This window comes from Mediterraneibacter butyricigenes, assembly GCF_003574295.1.
GTDB lineage: Bacteria > Bacillota > Clostridia > Lachnospirales > Lachnospiraceae > Mediterraneibacter_A > Mediterraneibacter_A butyricigenes.
The window spans coordinates 2,705,604-2,724,907 of the sequence record NZ_BHGK01000001.1 but is presented as its reverse complement, the minus strand read 5'-3'; the positions used below and the strand labels follow the sequence as shown (position 1 = coordinate 2,724,907).

Genomic DNA, 19,304 nt, shown 5'->3' with positions numbered 1-19,304 from the left:
TCCCAGATTCTCTCCTAATCCCTCAGTTGCTTTCCTGTGATCTCCAGGAACACATCATTCAATGTAGGCAATTCCGAATACACTCTTCCGAATCCAACCTTCTCTTCTTCCAGTAAACTTAATACCTTCACCAGATTCTGGCTGCCCTTCCTGCATCGTACCGTCAGCGTCTGCTCTTTATAGTCCACCTCATGAACATAAGGCTGTATCTCCATTTCACGAATCTGTTCCGCCGTCAGTATAACGTCCTCGATGGTAATGGTCTCTCCTGTACGGATCAGCTCTTTCAGTTCTTCTTTCGTTCCCTGTGCAATACTTCTTCCATGGTCCATAATAGAGATCCGACTGCAGATCTGTTCCACCTCTTCCATATAATGAGAGGTATAAATAATCGTGGAGCCCTGTCGGTTCAGCTCTTTGATTCCTTCCAGAATCTTGTTCCGGCTTTGAGGATCTACCGCCACCGTCGGCTCATCCATGATGATCAGTCTTGGCTTGTGCGCGATCCCACAGGCAATATTTAACCGACGAAGTAACCCCCCGGATAATTTCTTCGGCCGCATTTTCCGATAATCTTCCAGCCCCACAAAACGAATGGCTTCCTCGACCAGTTCCTGTCTTTTCTTCTTTTCCTTTACATAAAGTCCACAGAAATAATCAATATTTTCATAAACGGTCAACTCTTCAAACACCGCCACATTCTGAAGCACGATCCCGATCTGACGTTTCAGATCATAGCGATCCGGTTCCATTTTTTCTCCGAATAACCGGATCTCGCCCTTATCATATTTCAGGAGTGACAACATACAGTTGATCGCCGTCGTTTTCCCACTTCCGTTCGGTCCCAGAAGCCCAAAGACCTCCCCTTCCTCGATGGACAGATTCAAATGATCCAACGCCACCAGATCTCCATATCTTTTTACCAGATTTTCTATTTCCACAATCTTCATCCTTTATCCCCCATTTCTTTCGATTTTCCTGTTTTCTCTTTCAATTCAATTTTTCTTTCAAGTTCCTTCTTCCATATAGCTTTGTTCAGAAACCTTAAGCCTTTTCATTCATTTTTCTCTTACAGTATAAAAAATTTTTTCGGTTTGAACCAGTGCATCCTGTCACTTTTCCATATGACAATTGTCACTTTTCTTTTCCCCGGATTCTATATATAATGAAACCACAGGAAATCGTATATCAAACATAGAGTCCAACTGACTGTAAGATGATTCGTCATCTGTCATTCAAAAGAAAGGAGAAGTCGATGCGTCATCCGGCAGAGTATGCTATTTTAACTTTATACTGCTTCTTTTCGCTGAGTTTTGTACCGATCGACGTTTCTTTTGTAGCAGCATTTCTCTGCACCTTCTGTCTTCTGTCTCTTTCCGTTTTTTCGGATTCTTCCAGAGCAGTGACCGTAGCCGGAATCTTCTTTGCCGGACTCTGTTTGTTTTTTCCGAACTTTTTTCTCTGGATACCAGCCGTTTTATGTATCGGCTTCTACCATTTAAATTATATTTATCTTTGCGCATTCCTTCCGGCTTTTCTGCGATATCTGATCTTTGGATTTTTGTTCACATCATCTTCGCAGTCTTTACCGGGTTTGCGTTCTGTGCAGTCTTCACAGACCTTACAGTCTTTATCCGGTTCTCTGGTTTTCTATCTTTTGTTCGGGATTTTCTTAGGCTTTCTTCTCGCTTTATTTTTCCGGCGTTACGAGGCTTTGCAGACTCTCTACCGTACCACCAGAGATACGGAAACTGAGCGAAATCTGCTTCTCCACCAGCGCAATCAGGCGATTCTGGAAAAGCAGGACTATGAAATCTACAACGCTACCTTGAAAGAACGTAACCGGATAGCACGGGAAATCCATGACAATGTCGGTCATGTTCTCTCCCGTTCCATCCTGATGGTTGGCGCCCTGAAAACCGTGAACCAGTCTCCGGAGCTTTCCTCCTCTTTAGATGTTCTGGATCAGTCTTTAAATCAGGCAATGAACAGCATCCGAAACAGTGTCCATGATCTCCACGAGGAGGCCGAAGATCTGGAACATTCCCTGAAGCTTCTGCTGGATCAGTTTCAGTTTTGTCCCGTCTCCTTTCAATATGAAATGTCACGGGCAATTCCTCCGAAATTGAAATACTGCTTTATCGGTATCGTAAAAGAAGCGCTTTCCAACATTATCCGGCACAGTCATGCAACCCAGGTATCCATATCCTGCATCGAACACCCCGGATTCTACCAATTAAAAATCTCAGATAACGGAACGCCTGAAACCATCAACTCCACAACATCAGGAAGCGGATCCGGAATCGGGCTGACGAATATCCGGGAACGGACAGAGGCGCTGAACGGCACTCTGCAAATCACCACAGACAAGGGCTTTCATATTTTCGTTATGATCCCCAAGGAAAATCCATAATTTTAAAGCAATGAATCTATTTCAATGACAGAACAAGGCATCGTCCACTGCCATTGTATAATTGCATAATTCAACACAATATCTGCCAAATAACTTATATCAGGAGGTTAATGATGAACCTTATTATCATAGATGATGATCCTTTTGTTACAGGTGCTTTGAAAATCCTTTTAGAGGCCAATCCCAATATCACGGTTCTAGCCAGCGGTTCCAACGGAAAGGAAGCCGTATCCCTTTACCGCCGGCATCGGCCGGACATTTTGCTGATGGATATTCGAATGGAAGAAATGGACGGACTGACTGCTTCTGAACAGATTCTACAGGAATATCCGGATGCCAAAATCCTGTTGCTGACCACTTTTTCTGATGACGAATATATTATCAAGGCACTGCTCTTAGGTGCCAAAGGGTATCTTCTAAAGCAGGATTATGCCACCATCGTTCCAGCATTGGAGGCCGTTGCTTCCGGGCAGACCGTCTTCGGAAATGAAATCATTTCCCGAATCCCAAGCCTGATGCAACAAAAAGAAAGCTTCGATTATCACTCCCTGGATATCAACGACCGTGAACTGGAGATCATCCGCCTGATTGCCGAAGGACTCAGCAATAAAGAAATAGCCTCCGCTTTATTTTTAAGCGAAGGCACTGTCCGTAACTATCTTTCTTCAATACTGGATAAACTCCATCTGCGGGACCGTACACAAGTCGCTGTGTTTTATTACAAACACAGCTAGAAAACTCCAGAAAAAATGAAAGAGGCCTCTGACGATTACTCGTCAAATGCCTCTTTCATTTTTTCCATAAACCCACGCTTCTTCTTATGCGCCGGTTTGTCTTCCTCTGTTTTTATTTCCTGGTTCAGTGTATTTCCTGAAAGTTCATCGAATTTCTTCAATGCTTCTTTTGCTTCCGGGCTTAGTTTCTCTGGCGTCTGGATCACCAGTGTTACGTAATGATCTCCACGTACCTGCTTATTTCTCAGAGACGGAACACCTTTGCCCTTCAAACGGACTTTGGTATCCGTCTTGGTACCCGGTTTCACAGTATAAATCACATCTCCGTCCACGGTCTTGATTCTCACGTCACCGCCCAGCGCAGCCTGCGCAAAGGAAATCGGTGCAACAGAGAAAATATGCATATCCTGTCTCTGGAAGATCGGATGGCGGGATACATTTACCTCGACCAGCAGATCCCCTCTCGGACCACCGTTGACTCCTGGCTCTCCTTTTTCACGGATTCTGACACACTGACCGTTGTCAATACCTGCCGGAATTGATACCTGGATCTTCTTCTTGCTGGAAACATATCCTGTTCCGCTGCAGGAAGTACACTTATCTTTGATCACCTTACCACTGCCCGCACAGTTTGGACAAGTCTGTACGTTTTGTACCGTACCAAAGAAAGACTGTGAAGTATAGACTACCTGACCTTTACCGCCACATTTCGGACAGGTCTCCGGCGAAGTTCCCGGCTTGGCACCGGTTCCGTTGCAGGTCGGACACGGATCCTTCAGAACCACATCCAACTCTTTTTCACATCCGAAGACTGCTTCCTCAAATGTGATACGCACACTCTTTCTTACGTTTGCACCCTTCATCGGCCCGTTGCTTGCACGACCGCCTCTTCTGGCACCTCCGCCTCCAAAGAGATCTCCAAATATATCTCCGAAAATGTCGCTGAAATCCGCTCCGTTAAAATCGAATCCACCAAAGCCACCTGCTCCGCCGGCTCCATTTTCAAATGCCGCATGACCAAACTGATCATACTGACGCCGTTTCTCGGCATCACTTAACACTGCATATGCTTCGGAAGCTTCTTTAAACTTCTTTTCAGCTTCAGCATCACCCGGATTCATATCCGGGTGATACTTCTTTGCCAATTTTCGATATGCTTTTTTCAGTGTGGCGTCATCAGCATCGCGGCTGACACCAAGCACTTCATAATAATCTCTTTTTGACTCTGCCATAACTCTCTACCTGTATTATACTTCCTTATAATCTCCGTCTACCACATCATCGCCCTGGAAACCTTCCGGTGCCGGTCCTGCTTCCTGTGTCGGTCCACCTGCTGCTCCTGCGCCTGCTGTGGCTCCGGCCTGCTCATACATCTTTGTGAAGAGCTTCTGAGCACTTTCTGTCAGTTTCTCTTTTGCAGCCTTGATCTCAGCAACCTGCTCATCGGTTGTGTTCTCCGGTGCAGATGCTGCCAGCAGATCTTTCAGTGCCTGACAGTCAGCTTCTACAGCTGCCTTGTCCTGAGCATCCAGCTTGTCACCAACTTCTTTGATGGCTTTTTCTGTCTGGAATACCATAGCGTCTGCTTCGTTTCTGGTATCGATTGCTTCTTTCCGTTTCTTGTCCTGAGCCTCGAACTCTGCTGCTTCTTTTACAGCCTTGTCGATATCTTCATCGGACATATTGGAACCTGCAGTAATGGTAATATGCTGTTCTTTTCCTGTTCCCAGGTCTTTTGCAGATACATTTACAATACCGTTCGCATCGATATCGAATGTAACTTCGATCTGCGGTACTCCACGCGGAGCCGGTGCGATTCCATCCAGTCTGAACTGTCCCAAAGACTTGTTGTCTCTTGCGAACTGTCTCTCACCCTGAACAACGTTGATATCTACGGCTGTCTGATTGTCAGCGGCTGTAGAGAAGATCTGGCTGTTCTTGGTCGGGATGGTAGTATTTCTCTCGATCAGTCTTGTAGCAACTCCACCCATTGTCTCAATGGACAGTGACAATGGAGTAACATCCAGAAGAAGGATGTCTCCGGCACCTGCATCCCCTGCAAGTTTACCACCCTGAACAGATGCTCCCAGAGCTACACACTCATCCGGGTTCAGTGATTTGCTTGGTTCTTTTCCTGTCAGTCTCTTTACTTCTTCCTGAACAGCCGGGATACGTGTAGATCCACCTACCAGAAGTACCTGACCAAGTTCGGAAGCTGTGATTCCGGCATCTTTCAAAGCTCTTGTAACAGGCTCTGCTGTCTTTTCTACCAGATCACGTGTCAACTCATCAAATTTAGCTCTTGACAAGTTCATATCAAAATGCTTCGGTCCTTCTGCTGTTGCAGTAATGAACGGAAGGTTGATGTTGGTTGTCGTTGCGGAAGAAAGCTCTTTCTTTGCTTTCTCTGCTGCTTCTTTCAGTCTCTGAAGAGCCATCTTGTCTCCGGAAAGATCTACGCCTTCTTTTGCCTTGAAATCTGCCAGCATATAGTCTGTGATCTTCTGGTCGAAGTCATCTCCACCCAGACGGTTGTTACCGGCTGTTGCCAGTACTTCGATGACTCCATCACCGATCTCGATAACAGATACATCAAAGGTACCGCCACCTAAGTCGTATACCATGATCTTCTGCTCTTTTTCATTATCAAGTCCATAAGCCAGAGCTGCTGCGGTTGGCTCGTTGATGATACGTTTTACATCCAGACCTGCGATCTTACCTGCGTCCTTTGTAGCCTGACGCTGAGCATCGTTGAAGTAAGCCGGTACAGTAATAACTGCTTCTGTTACTTTTTCTCCCAGATAACTTTCTGCATCTGCTTTCAGTTTCTGAAGAATCATTGCGGAGATCTCCTGCGGAGAATATTTCTTTCCGTCGATCTCTACTTTATGATCTGTACCCATCTCTCTCTTAATAGAAGAAATGGTCTTCTCTGCATTGGTAACTGCCTGACGTTTTGCAGGCTCTCCTACCAGACGTTCTCCTGTCTTTGTAAATGCAACAACAGACGGTGTTGTTCTTGCTCCTTCTGTATTGGCGATAACAGTCGGCTGTCCACCTTCCATAACAGCGACACAGCTGTTAGTTGTTCCCAAGTCAATTCCTATGATTTTACCCATAACAAATTCCTCCTTTATTTTCATTCACTTAATTGCTTATTTATGTTTATGTTTGAACTCCGGGATTGCCCGGATGAAACACCGTATTAGTTTGCGACTTTTACCATACTGTGGCGAACCACACTGTCGCGGTACGTGTAACCTTTCTGGAATTCTTCTGCGATGGTATTTTCACCAAACGCTTCATCCTCCACATGCATTACTGCATTATGGAAATCCGGATCGAATTCCTGACCAACTGCTTCGATCGGCTTTACTCCGATTCCTTCTAACGTGGTCATCAACTGTTTATAAATCTTATCGACTCCTTCTACGAACGGATCAGCCTTTTCTTCTTCTGTCAGTCCCTGAAGCCCTCGTTCAAAATTATCAACCACCGGAAGGATCTTCTCGATCACATCTTTTGCTCCGATCTCATACATCTGAGATTTTTCTTTTTCGGAACGTTTCCGGAAGTTATCAAACTCTGCCATCTGTCTGGTCAGACGATCTGTCAGTTCTTCAATCTTCTCGTCCTTTTTATCTTTCTTATTCTTCTTGCCGAAAAACTTTTTGGAACCTTCTTTTGCCGGCTCCTTTGCTTCTCCGCCTGTTTCTTCCTGAGATGCTGTCTCAGCTTCTTCCTCAGTTACTGTTTCCGGATTCTCTTCCGTCTGCACTTCTTCAGTCTGTTCCTCTGCGACTTTGGCTTTTGCCTCCTCTACCGCATCCTTTACCATCTCTTCCTGACTTTTATGTTCACTCACGGTTTCTCACCTTCCATTCTTCTCATTCATCATTCTTTCCATACATGGAATCCAACTCCGTCTGAAGCTTTTTCAGCGTCTTCATTACATGTTCATAATCCATACGCTTCGGACCGATGATTCCGATGGTTCCTTTCATTCCGTCTCCCAGTTCGTAAGTGGCTGTTACCACACTGCAGTCCTTCATGGTCTTTACCGGAGCTTCTTCTCCTATATATACCTGGATTCCTGTGTTCTCCTCACTGGATAAGGTCTGAGTCACCAGTTCTGCCAGCTGCTGCTTTTCCTCGAACGCTCCCAGAATCTCCTGTGCGCTCTTGGAATCACTGAGCTCCGGATACTTGAAAATGTTGGTTGCACCGCTGGTGTAAATCTCCATATCATCTTCAATGTGAATGATCTCTGCTACTGCATCCAGCACATCGCTGATCACCTTGCGGTGGATTCCGGCCTGTTCCTTTAATGCAGCAATCAGACCCAGATTGATCTGATCGATCGACATTCCGTTGAGACTGGTGTTCAGCAGCATATTCAGCTTCAGAAGTGTTTCATTTCCCAGTTCTTCTTCCACATCAATGATCTTGTTCTTGATCACATTGCCGCCCATCACGATGACTGCCACCAACTGCGTCTCATCTACCTGAGAGAGCTGGATGAACTTTAATGTGTTCCGATTGTTGATCGGAGACGAAATCATGGTCGCATAATTGGTACTGTTGGCCAATACTTTCGCGGCCTGTTTCAGGATCTGATCTGTCTTTTCGGACTTCTGCAGAAGTTCCTCTCGCATATCGGTGAGTTCCTGTTCTTTTTCCTCCATCAGCATATCTACATAAAGTCGATAGCCCTTATCGGAAGGAACTCTTCCTGCGGAAGTATGGGGCTGAATAATGTAACCCATCTCTTCCAGATCCGACATCTCATTTCGGATCGTTGCTGCGCTGACATTCAGATCTGTATATTTGGAAAGGGTTCTGGAGCCTACCGGTTCTCCTGTCTCCAGATAGTTCTGGATGATTGCTTTTAAAATAACCAGTTTTCGTTCATTTAAGCCTTCTTCTCTTATCATGAACACCTCCTGAAATCTTCCCTGAATCTTTTTGTGTTATTAGCACTCAAATTTATAGAGTGCTAATATCTACGTTTATTAAGATAGCACTCTCCATTCCATTTGTCAACAATGTTTCCGGATTTTTCATGAAAATTCGTGAAAGATCCGTGAACACAGCCTTTTACCTCATGAAATAGTCGATCATACAGCAAACAGCCAGTCTGCCTGTGCAAACTGACTGCTTCCTCTTTCTATCACAGATACTGTGCAAACACATAATTACTCAGATCCATTCCACGCTCTGTCAGCGAAATCTGGTCTGCTCCGATCCGGATCAGCCCCAGCCTTTCCTGCTTCTGTAAAATGTCTCCGTAAATCTCTTCGATCGGTACTCCAAACCGTTTTCGAAACTCCGACTTCCCAATTCCCTGACATTTTCTCAAGCCCAGAAACATAAATTCTTCGATCTGCGCCCTTCTAACCACTTCTTCCGGTTCCCGGACCAGTTTTTCGGGGGTTCCTGCAAACTTTATATATTCATCCACTTCCGTCACATGATGATATCTGTATTCCTTTTCCCGGTACCGAATCAGGGAAGAGGCTCCCACACCCAGTCCGAGGTATGGAACTCTTTCCCAGTATCCCAGATTATGACGGCATTCATATCCCGGCTTCGCATAATTGGAGATCTCATACTGCTGATAGCCATATTCCGCCAGGAGTTCCCGGGTTCGTTCATACATCAGACGTTCTTCCTCTTCTGATGGCAACTTTTCTTTTTCTTCCCTCTGCTTTTCCCCATGAATTTGCTCAGTCTCCTGATTTTTCTCCCCATAGATCTCATAAAACGGAGTTCCTTCTTCGATAATCAGGCTGTATGCCGACAGATGTTCCGGATTCAGACCGACAACTGTCCGCAGACTTTCTTCCCAACTCTCTACACTTTGCCCGGGAATTGCCGAAATCAGATCTACATTGATATTTTCAAATCCAGCTTCTCTTGCCCCCTGATAAGTATTCAGAAACGTCTGATAATCATGGATCCGTCCCAACATCTTCAACTCCTTGTCATGGACGGACTGCAATCCGATGCTCAAGCGGTTCACTCCCGCACTGCGATAACCAATCAGGTGTTCTCTCGTTGCCGTTCCCGGATTTAGCTCCATGGTAATCTCTGCGGTATCTTCCAGTCTGAAATGTGTCCATATCCCATCCAGTATCTCTTTCATCTGTTCCGCTGTCAGCAACGATGGAGTTCCGCCCCCGAAAAAGATCGTGGACACCTGGCAGGAATCAAATATATTTTTATAAGAAGCAATTTCTTCTTTCAATGCTTTCACATAAGCTTCTATCTCACCTTTTTCCGGTGTATGAGACAGAAAATCACAATACGCACATTTCCGCACACAAAAAGGAATGTGCAGATACAATTCCAGATTCTCCATTTCCACACATCCCTTCTTACTCTTTTTGCTTTTTACTTTTCTTCTTCGCTTTTTTCTAAATCATTCTTTTCGCGCTTCTCTTTATCGGTCACTCTGTGCTTTTTCTCTCTGAGCTTTCCACTCTTATATTTCTGTTAGTTCTCGTCTAACTTCAATACACTCATAAATGCCTTCTGCGGGATTTCTACATTTCCCACCTGACGCATTCGTTTCTTTCCCTCTTTCTGTTTTTCCAGAAGTTTTCTCTTTCTGGAAATATCTCCACCATAACATTTTGCCAGCACATCTTTCCGCATGGCTTTTACGGTTTCTCTTGCAATGATCTTGCTTCCGATGGCTGCCTGGATCGGGATCTCAAACATCTGTCTCGGAATCTCTGCCTTTAATTTCTCACACATTTTTCTTCCACGCTCATACGCCGTATCCCGGAAGACAATGAAGGACAGCGCATCTACTTCTTCTTTATTAATAAGGATATCCAGCTTCACCAGATCAGACTGCTGATAGCCAAGCATCTCATAATCAAAGGACGCATAACCTCTGGAGCGGGATTTCAGTGCGTCAAAGAAATCGTAAATAATCTCATTCAGCGGAAGGTGATAACGAAGCACCGCTCTGGTCTCTTCAATATATTCCATTCCTTGATACTCCCCGCGTCGTTCCTGACAAAGATCCATGATCGCTCCGATATACTCCGAAGTCACCATGATCTCTGCCTTTACCATCGGTTCTTCCATATATTCAATTTCCGAAGGATCCGGAAGATTGGAAGGATTGGTCAGTTCGATCACGTCTCCGTTTGTCTTATGCACCTTATACACAACACCCGGTGCCGTCGTAACCAGATCCAGATTGTATTCCCGTTCCAGACGCTCCTGAATGATTTCCAGATGTAACAGTCCCAGGAACCCACAACGAAATCCGAATCCCAGCGCAATGGAAGTCTCCGGCTCAAACTGAAGTGCCGCATCATTTAACTGTAACTTTTCCAGGGCATCTCTCAGATCCGGATATTTTGCTCCGTCTGCCGGATACAATCCGCAGAATACCATCGGATTTACCTTTTTATAACCCGGAAGCGGCTCTGCACACGGATGCTCATCGTCTGTCACCGTATCGCCCACCCGGGTATCTTTTACATTTTTCAGGCTGGCGGTAATATACCCTACCATTCCTGCGGAAAGTTCGTCACAGGGAATAAACTGACCTGCTCCGAAATAACCGACTTCCACCACGTCTGCCGTAGCCCCTGTTGCCATCATACGCATCTTTGTTCCTTTTTTTACAGTTCCTTCCATGATTCTGCAAAATACAATCACGCCCTTATAAGAATCATACAGGGAATCGAAGATCAGCGCCTGCAACGGAGCTTTCGGATCCCCGCCCGGTGCCGGAATTTTTTCCACGATCTGCTCTAAGACCTGATCGATATTCAGTCCGGTCTTTGCCGAAATCTGCGGAGCATCCTCTGCTTCGATTCCGATCACATCTTCGATTTCCTCGATCACCCGTTCCGGATCTGCACTTGGAAGGTCGATCTTGTTGATCACAGGCATGACGTCCAGATCATGATCCAGCGCGAGATAGACATTTGCCAGCGTCTGCGCCTCCACACCCTGTGCCGCATCTACGACCAGGATCGCTCCGTCGCAGGCTGCAAGGCTTCGGGAAACTTCATAGTTAAAGTCTACGTGTCCCGGAGTGTCGATCAAATTAAAAATGTATTCTTCTCCGTCTTCTGCCTGATAAACCGTACGAACGGTCTGGGCTTTAATCGTAATTCCACGTTCTCTCTCCAGATCCATATTGTCCAGAACCTGAGACTGCATCTCCCGGCTGGTCAGAAGACCGGTCTTCTCGATGATCCGGTCTGCCAGGGTCGATTTGCCATGATCAATATGGGCAATGATACAAAAATTTCTGATTTTACTCTGATCAATGTGTGACACGTTTTTTCCTCCGTTTTACTTTTTACTTAACTCTATGATAAAAATCTCAACTGCCAGGGTATCCGAAAGCTTTCCTGTTTTTACATCCTGCTCCAGTCTGGCACTTTCTTCCACAGCTTCTCTCATACGTTCTTTCGAAAAATATCTGGTCTGCGCCATGTATTTTTTGGCTGCATAAGGATGGATGCCCGCCTTGGAAGCGATCTCCTTCTGTGCAAAATGCAAATCCTGCATCTCTTTCACCTGCATCAGCAGACGCACCTGTCTGGTCAGGAGATATAAAATCCGCATTGCCGGTTCTTTCAGGGCAATCAGATCATAATACAGATCCAGTGCCTCTCTCTGTCTTCCCTCGGCCGCTGCATTCACCATATCAAAAATACGGTTGGTAATCTGCGTGACGCAGATTGCCTCCACATCTTCAACTGTAATCTCCGGCTTTCCCTGGGTGTAACAAAACAGTTTTTCCAACTCTCCCTGAATATTTTCCATGTCGGTTCCTACTTTATCCAGAAAATGATTCAGCGTTGATTCCGTAATCTGTTTCTGTTCTTTCTTCACAAATCCAAGAATCCAGCGTTTTAATGTTTTTTCATCCTGAAACGGCAGTTCCGTCACCCTGCCTTCCGTTTTCACCGCTTTAAACATCTTTCCCCGTTTATCCACTTCTGTCTCAATAAACACCAGGCAGGATGTCTCCGGGATTTCTTTCACATAATCTGCCAGATCGGTGGCTGCGCTCTTGAACAATCCGGTATTTTCCAGAATGATCAGGCGTCTGTCTGCAAAAAACGGAAGCGTCTCCGACAGGTCAATGACTTCTTTTACATTTACATTTTTCCCCTCATAATAGGCATAATTCATGGTATCCCCTTCCGGGAGTGCCGCTTTTCTGAGACGTTCTTTATACATCTTCTTTAAATAGGCTTCTTCCCCGTACAGCAGATAAACCTTTTTCAACTGACCTGATTTGATCTCTTCATTTAATGCTTTCACAAACTTCCATCCTTTAATCTCTGTTAAAAGTCATACTCCGACTTATTATAATACATTTTTGGCAAAAGAAAAAGACCTACTCTGTAAAACGTAGGTCTGAACTGTAGGTCTTTTCCTGGTTGAAACACGTTTCTGTGCTGAAATTCCATTCCAATTACATCTTGAGATATCAAATCTCTATCTTAAGACATCTGTTCTGTGCTGAAATGCTTTTCCGATTCCCAGTGCATCTCATACAATGTCAAGGGGTACTCTCCTTGTCGGACTCGGATAAGCCTGATTCAAAATTTCCATGTCTTCTTTTGTCAGTTCCAGATCGCGCACCGCCGCATTTTGCAGTACATGTTCTTTCTTACAACTTCTTGGGATTGCGATCACATTTTCATCCTGTAAAACAAAAGCCAACAGTAACTGCATCACACTGATATTATGTTTTTCTGCCACCTGTTTGAGTGCGTGATTGTTGACCATTCCTCTTCTGAGGGATCCGGCCTGTGCCAATGGACAATATGCCATTACCGGAACATTATGTTCTCTCTGCCACGGAAGAAGATCATATTCGATTCCTCTGGATCCCAAATGATATAGCACCTGATTCACTGCACAATTTTGTCCATTTGGTACTCGCCACAGTTCTTCCATATCTGTCTTATCAAAATTGGATACTCCCCAGTTTTTAATCTTTCCTTTTTTTACCATTGCTTCCATACATTCTACAGTTTCACGCAGTGGAATTCCTCCCCTCCAATGAAGAAGATAAAGATCCAGATAATCTGTCCCCAACAATCTCAGTGACTGATCCAGACTTTTCTCCAAACGTGCTTTTCCGGCATTCTGCGGATAAACCTTTGATACAAGGAACAGTTCCTCCCTGTTACAGGGCGCAATTGCTTCCCCGATCATTTCTTCGGAACGGCCACTTCCATACATTTCTGCTGTATCAATCAAATGAATCCCTGCTTCGATTCCTCCCCGCAAAGCTTCAATTTCCTGATCTCTTCTGTGTGGATTTTCTCCCAAAAACCAGGTTCCCATTCCAAGGCGCGGCATAACCGCTCCTCTTTTTATTTCAATAGATTGTTTCATTTTCTCACTTCTCCTCCTTTTCCTAGTGTAGCAGAATCCGGGTGTCAAAGCAAACACTTTGGCCCCCGGATCCTTTTATGTTATGAGAAAGAGCTACCTTAATTTGTTGCTTTCGGCACTGCCGTAAGCTTTCCTGTTACAGTATCCATGACAAACCCTTCTACCCATACATCTTTCGGGAGCAATGGATTGTTCTCCAGTGCATTTATGGTTTTTCTTACTGACTGCTCGTTGGTATCAAATCCGCAAAGCCACTCATCAAAATTCAGGCCACTGTATTTCAGGTTCTGGATTGTTTCTTCTGAAACACCCCTTTCTGTCATCAGATGGATCATCTCATCACCGGACATATTCTGTACACCACAATCCGTATGTCCGATTACCATGATCCCCGTAACTCCAAGTTCTAAGATTGCGACCAGAAGACTTCTTACAACATCCCCATATGGTTTTGACACCACACCGCCTGCATCCTTGATTACCACAATATCGCCATTTTCTACTCCAAGCGCTTCCGGAAGTAACTTGACCAACCGGGTATCCATGCAGGTTAAGACCGCCAGTTTCTTTTTAGGAAACTTTTCTGCCTGATGTTTTTCATATTTCTTCTCTGCCACAAACTCTGAATTTACTTTTAATATCTCTTCCAGTAACTGTTCTTTTTTCATCGTTGATCCATTCCTTTATGTAAATCTTACAGTACAGAGAACCAACGGAAGAATCCGATGAATGCAAGCAGAACTACGATTCCTACACTGACTAATGCCCAGATCAGAAGTTCCATGAACAGTTTTTCCGGTTTGTATTTTTCTGCAAATTCCGGATCAGATGTCATAGCACCCATAGTAAGCGCACCTGCTGTAGATGCCGGGCTGATTCCTGATGTGGAAGATGCAAATCCGATTGCTGCACAAAGTTCCATCGGTGTAACTGCTGCCCCAACCTTTGCGATCAGAGATCCTACTGTCGGAATCAAAGTCGGAAGTACTACTCCCAATGTAGAACTGAACAGAGATAAGATACCTGCTGTCAGACCACTGAATCCTGCTGCTGTCTGCTCTGTCATGATGCTTGCAAGACCGGAAGAAAGAAGATCAATTCCTCCAAGCTCTACTACCAGGTTCATCAGAACTCCTACACCACAGACAAGGATCATAGTTCCCCAAGGCATTGCTTTGAATGCTGCTTTCTGATCACCGACTCTTAAGATGATCAATGTTCCACCTACTGAGAATGCTGCCAGGCTGGCTTCAAATTTGAATACCAGGATCAGGATAACCATTACCAACATACCGATCAAAGAAACGATCTGCTCTTTGGTAAATTTGGAAACTTCTGTTGCTTTTCCCATTCCCTGCCTTACTTTATATCCTTTGTACCAGATATAATAAACAACAGATAAAATAACTGCCAGGATTGTTGAACTAACACAGACACCCATCATAACGTTTTCGGTGTATCCCTGTGCTACCAGAAGATCTGTGATCAGGTTACCTTCTACTGTCAGCATGGTGAAACGTCCTGCGTTTGCTGCTGCAACAGCTGTCATGGAAAGCATAAGAGGATGGAATCCTGTTTCATGCGCCAGCGGAACTGCCAATACTGTAACCAGTGCTGCGGTTGGGATCAGTCCAGGACCTGCTGCTGATACTGCCCATGCAAATACGAAATATACAACCGGTACTAACACAACTGCTTTACCCAGTTTGTTAATTATCTTACGAATCAATAACTCCAGAGAGTTGTTTGACTGTACGATAGCGAACACTAAAGTGATACCTGCCAGTGTCATGAACAGCGATCCGCTCCAACCGGAGATGATTTCTTTTCCTGTGAACTGTCCACTTCCATACCCCAGAATTACAGCAAAGAAGATTGAAACAAGACCTACGTTTACGTTCAGGAAGAACCCGATTGCGATCGCTGCTACCAGCATGATCAATGATAATGTAGCCATATTCATAATAAAACCGCTCCTTTCCAGGTAAGATTGTGCTCCCTTTATTTCCTGCCCCATAATAGGAAATATGCACAAATCTTTTCTCCTCATCCAATAATTTTTATTGTATTGTACCTGTCCCTTTTGTTAAATTATATACATATTTGTGCAAAAAAGATAATACATTAGTCTTATTATGTTATAATTTATAGCTATATCACAATTCCTGGTTTGGCTTCAAAATTGCTCCCTGACTTCCAGATGTCACGTGATCAGCGTATCTTGCCAGATAACCGGTTGTAATACGAGGTCTTCTCGGCTTCCAAGCTTTCTTTCTCTCTGCCAGCACCTCATCCGACACATCCACACGGATACTGTGGTTCGGAATATCAATCTGGATAGTATCTCCCTCTTCGATCAGAGCGATCGGGCCACCTACTGCCGCTTCCGGAGAAACATGTCCAATGGCTGCTCCGCTGGATGCACCTGAAAATCTTCCATCTGTGATCAGTGCAACCGTAGATCCCAGACCCATTCCAACGATAGCAGAGGTCGGATTCAGCATCTCTCTCATACCCGGACCGCCTTTCGGTCCCTCATAGCGGATAATAACAACGTCTCCCGGCACAATAGTTCCGTCTTTGATGGCAACAATCGCCTCATCCTCACAGTCAAAGACTCTTGCCGGTCCCTCATGTACCAACATCTCTTCTACTACTGCTGACTGTTTTACCACGCATCCTTCCGGTGCAATATTTCCTTTCAGGATTGCCAGACCACCCGTTTTGCTATATGGATTCTCTACCGGGCGGATAATCTCCGGATTCTTATTTACATGGCCTTTAATATTTTCTCCAACCGTCTTTCCGGTTACAGTCATTACATCTTTTTTGATTAGATTCAATTTATCCAGTTCGTTCATAACTGCATAAATACCACCCGCTTCGTTCAGTTCCTCTACAAAATGATATCCCGCCGGAGCCAGATGACATAAGTTCGGTGTACGCATGCTGACTTCATTTGCAATCTCCAGATCCAGTTTTACTCCTGCCTCATGAGCGATCGCCGGCAAATGCAGCATACTATTGGTAGAACATCCCAAAGCCATATCTACAGTCAGTGCATTCATAAACGCATCCTCTGTCATAATATCCCGTGGCTTGATGTCCTGTTTTAAAAGTTCTACAATCTGCATACCTGCTTTTTTTGCAAGACGGATTCTCTCAGAATACACTGCCGGAATCGTTCCGTTTCCGCGAAGTCCCATACCAAGAACTTCCGTCAGGCAGTTCATGGAATTTGCTGTATACATTCCGGAACATGATCCACAGGTCGGACAGATATTATGTTCATATTCCTGCATATCATCATCATCTAATTTACCGGCTGCATATGCTCCTGCGGCCTGGAAAATAGCAGAAAGACTCTTCTTTTCACCATGAACCTTTCCCGCAAGCATCGGTCCTCCTGATACAAAAATTGTCGGAATGTTCAATCTGGCAGCTGCCATCAAAAGTCCCGGTACATTCTTGTCACAGTTCGGAATCATAACCAATGCGTCAAACTGATGAGCAATCGCCATTGCCTCTGTGGAATCCGCGATCAGTTCTCTCGTAACCAGCGAATATTTCATCCCCTGATGCCCCATCGCAATTCCGTCACAGACCGCGATTGCCGGGAACATTGCCGGAACTCCTCCTGCCATGCTGATACCCGTCTTAACCGCTTCCGTAATCTTATCCAGATTCATATGACCGGGAACGATCTCATTATAAGAACTTACGATTCCGATCAGCGGACGTTCCATTTCCTCTTCTGTCATTCCCAATGCATAAAACAAGGACCGATGTGGTGCCTGCTGCATCCCTTTTCTTACTAAATCACTTCTCATTTTCTTTCCTCTTTTCTATTATTTTTTATAACTCTTCTGTTATAGCTTTCTTATTCTCCATTGTTTATCATTTCACGAAATATCGCGAAAAATCCCATATGGCACAGAAACTACCTGTACCATATGGGATATGCTTTTTGCACTTTTGATTGATCCGATATACGTTTCTTTCCTTCTCGCCCGGATTTATGGGGAATCCGGTTAAAATTTCAGTTTTCGTACATCTTCTGCCTGAATATCACATTGTGTCAACTCTAATCTGCCCTCTCGATAGAGCAGGATGCTGACCGACGTGTTCTGCAACACATGACAGGAAGGATCGATCGCTCCCTTTGAAAGTTTGTCCAGCAACGCACTGATTGCTGCGCCATGGGATATAAGGATCACATCATCTTTTTGTTGTTCTGCAATTTGTGTGACACACCTTTCCATACGTTTCTGAACATGTTCCCATGATTCTACATTTTGATATTGCTCCTCTGAGAATTCAATCTTACGACCTTTAAAATCCTTTGGTTTACCGGAAGCAGTTCCATAATCTCGTTCTTTTAAATTTTCTGCTATGCCAATTTCCGATATCCCTAACACTTCGCCGATACATCTTGCTGTTTCCAACGCTCTTGTCAAGGGACTTGATACAATCTTACAGCCGCTCCAGCCGGCTTTAAGCAGCGCTTCTCCACAGTCTTTTGCCTGCTGATACCCCGTTTCATTTAACGGAATATCTTCCAGACCCTGTATCTTACGTTCTTTGTTCCATGTGGTCTGTCCGTGTCTAATCAGACAGATTCTTTGATCATTCATATATATAACCCTATTACTACACCTATTTATTTACGACATTAATCGGATTTCCATCCAGGAATGCCTTAATACCATCTACTGTGATGTCCATAATTCTCTGTCTTGCTGCCTGAGCTGCCCAGGAAATATGTGGAGTAATGATACAGTTTTTCGCTTTCAGAAGCGGGTTGTCCCCCTTGATCGGCTCTGTGGAAACAACATCCAGACCTGCTGCATAAACCTTTCCACTGTTCAGCGCATCTGCCAGATCCTGTTCTACCACCAGTCCACCACGGCTGTTGTTGATGATGATCACGCCATCTTTCATCTTTGCAATGTTCTCTTTGTTGATGATACCTTCTGTCTCCGGGAACAGTGGGCAGTGCAGGAAGATCACATCAGACTCAGCAAACAGAGTATCCAGATCTACATATTCTGCCAGCTGTTTTCCAGCCTCTGACGGATATGCATCGTATGCGAGAACTCTCATTTCCATTGCTTTTAAAATCTTTGCAGATGCCTGACCAATCTTACCAAGTCCGATGATACCAACGGTCTTTCCGTATACCTCGATCATTGGGTAATCCCAATAGCACCAGTCATCATTATTTTCCCATTTTCCCTCTTTTACGGTTGCATCATGATGTCCGTAGTGAGAACAGATCTCCAGAAGAAGTCCGACTGCATACTGTCCTACAATCTGAGTTCCATAGGTCGGTACGTTGATAACCGGAATTCCTTTTTCTTTTGCATAAACATAGTCTACTACATTATATCCTGTTGCCAGAACTGCAATTGCTTTCAGGTTCGGGCAAGCATCGATAGTTGCTTTGGAAATCGGTGTCTTGTTGATGACTGCAATCTCTGCATCTCCGATGCGCTCTGCGATCAGCGGAGACTCTTCATAAGAAGTTCTGTCATAAACTGTCAGATCCCCTAATTTAGCCAACTCATCCCAGGAAAGATCTCCAGGATTTTCGGTGTAACCGTCCAATACTACAATTTTCATCTTCTCTCTCTCCTTACTTTCTTAAATTATCGCGGCATCTACGTTCCACTTCGGTTGGTGCTGAACAAGCGTCACTGGCGCTTAGCACCGCCAAGGTCTTGTGCAAGCACAGACTTTAGCTCGTTGCTTCGCGTAAATAATAA

Annotated in this window: 16 protein-coding genes; 2 read left to right on the top strand and 14 right to left on the bottom strand. The window is 44.7% G+C overall.

Features of this window, described 5'->3' with window-relative positions; genetic code table 11:
• Positions 1-14: 14 nt before the first annotated feature.
• Positions 15-944, bottom strand: coding sequence for an ABC transporter ATP-binding protein (locus KGMB01110_RS13335; protein ID WP_119299239.1), 930 nt, complete (start codon positions 942-944; stop codon positions 15-17).
• A gap of 311 nt (positions 945-1,255) precedes the next feature.
• On the opposite strand from KGMB01110_RS13335, the gene KGMB01110_RS13330 reads away from it, so the two are divergent.
• Both KGMB01110_RS13330 and KGMB01110_RS13325 read left to right on the top strand, forming a co-directional pair.
• Complete coding sequence (locus tag KGMB01110_RS13330; protein ID WP_119298825.1) at positions 1,256-2,413, top strand: histidine kinase; 1,158 nt, start codon at positions 1,256-1,258, stop codon at positions 2,411-2,413.
• Between the two features lie 113 nt (positions 2,414-2,526).
• Positions 2,527-3,147 carry a response regulator gene (locus KGMB01110_RS13325; RefSeq protein ID WP_117603692.1) on the top strand — a complete coding sequence of 207 codons (621 nt, stop codon included), beginning with the start codon at positions 2,527-2,529 and terminating at the stop codon, positions 3,145-3,147.
• A gap of 35 nt (positions 3,148-3,182) precedes the next feature.
• Here KGMB01110_RS13325 and dnaJ read toward each other — a convergent pair whose 3' ends face one another.
• The 13 genes from dnaJ to KGMB01110_RS13260 form a co-directional block, all read right to left on the bottom strand.
• Positions 3,183-4,379 carry a molecular chaperone DnaJ gene (dnaJ, locus tag KGMB01110_RS13320; RefSeq protein ID WP_117603693.1) on the bottom strand — a complete coding sequence of 399 codons (1,197 nt, stop codon included), beginning with the start codon at positions 4,377-4,379 and terminating at the stop codon, positions 3,183-3,185.
• Positions 4,380-4,394: 15 nt separating this feature from the next.
• Complete coding sequence (gene dnaK, locus KGMB01110_RS13315) at positions 4,395-6,266, bottom strand: molecular chaperone DnaK (protein WP_117603694.1); 1,872 nt, start codon at positions 6,264-6,266, stop codon at positions 4,395-4,397.
• Positions 6,267-6,352: 86 nt separating this feature from the next.
• The gene (grpE, locus tag KGMB01110_RS13310) at positions 6,353-6,985 is read right to left on the bottom strand and encodes a nucleotide exchange factor GrpE (RefSeq protein ID WP_117603791.1); all 633 of its coding nucleotides are present in this window, start codon (positions 6,983-6,985) and stop codon (positions 6,353-6,355) included.
• Between the two features lie 49 nt (positions 6,986-7,034).
• Entirely contained in the window at positions 7,035-8,081 is a 1,047-nt protein-coding gene (hrcA, locus tag KGMB01110_RS13305; RefSeq protein ID WP_117603695.1) for a heat-inducible transcriptional repressor HrcA, read from the bottom strand.
• A 236-nt stretch (positions 8,082-8,317) separates the two neighbouring features.
• Positions 8,318-9,508, bottom strand: coding sequence for a radical SAM family heme chaperone HemW (gene hemW / locus KGMB01110_RS13300; RefSeq protein ID WP_119298823.1), 1,191 nt, complete (start codon positions 9,506-9,508; stop codon positions 8,318-8,320).
• Positions 9,509-9,642: 134 nt separating this feature from the next.
• Positions 9,643-11,457 carry a translation elongation factor 4 gene (gene lepA / locus KGMB01110_RS13295; RefSeq protein WP_117888184.1) on the bottom strand — a complete coding sequence of 605 codons (1,815 nt, stop codon included), beginning with the start codon at positions 11,455-11,457 and terminating at the stop codon, positions 9,643-9,645.
• A 15-nt stretch (positions 11,458-11,472) separates the two neighbouring features.
• The gene (holA, locus tag KGMB01110_RS13290; protein WP_119298821.1) at positions 11,473-12,453 is read right to left on the bottom strand and encodes a DNA polymerase III subunit delta; all 981 of its coding nucleotides are present in this window, start codon (positions 12,451-12,453) and stop codon (positions 11,473-11,475) included.
• Positions 12,454-12,684: 231 nt separating this feature from the next.
• On the bottom strand, positions 12,685-13,539 hold the full coding sequence (locus KGMB01110_RS13285; protein ID WP_119298819.1) for an aldo/keto reductase: 855 nt from the start codon (positions 13,537-13,539) through the stop codon (positions 12,685-12,687).
• Positions 13,540-13,637: 98 nt separating this feature from the next.
• Positions 13,638-14,207: a beta-class carbonic anhydrase gene (locus KGMB01110_RS13280; protein ID WP_117603699.1), complete on the bottom strand. Its 570-nt coding sequence runs from the start codon at positions 14,205-14,207 to the stop codon at positions 13,638-13,640.
• Positions 14,208-14,233: 26 nt separating this feature from the next.
• Positions 14,234-15,502, bottom strand: a complete 1,269-nt coding sequence (locus tag KGMB01110_RS13275) for an SLC13 family permease (protein WP_170141735.1) — start codon at positions 15,500-15,502, stop codon at positions 14,234-14,236.
• A 193-nt stretch (positions 15,503-15,695) separates the two neighbouring features.
• On the bottom strand, positions 15,696-17,369 hold the full coding sequence (gene ilvD, locus KGMB01110_RS13270; RefSeq protein ID WP_119298814.1) for a dihydroxy-acid dehydratase: 1,674 nt from the start codon (positions 17,367-17,369) through the stop codon (positions 15,696-15,698).
• A gap of 201 nt (positions 17,370-17,570) precedes the next feature.
• Positions 17,571-18,173, bottom strand: coding sequence for a histidine phosphatase family protein (locus KGMB01110_RS13265; protein ID WP_119298812.1), 603 nt, complete (start codon positions 18,171-18,173; stop codon positions 17,571-17,573).
• Between the two features lie 22 nt (positions 18,174-18,195).
• Positions 18,196-19,161 carry a D-2-hydroxyacid dehydrogenase gene (locus KGMB01110_RS13260; protein ID WP_117603703.1) on the bottom strand — a complete coding sequence of 322 codons (966 nt, stop codon included), beginning with the start codon at positions 19,159-19,161 and terminating at the stop codon, positions 18,196-18,198.
• Positions 19,162-19,304: the final 143 nt, after the last annotated feature.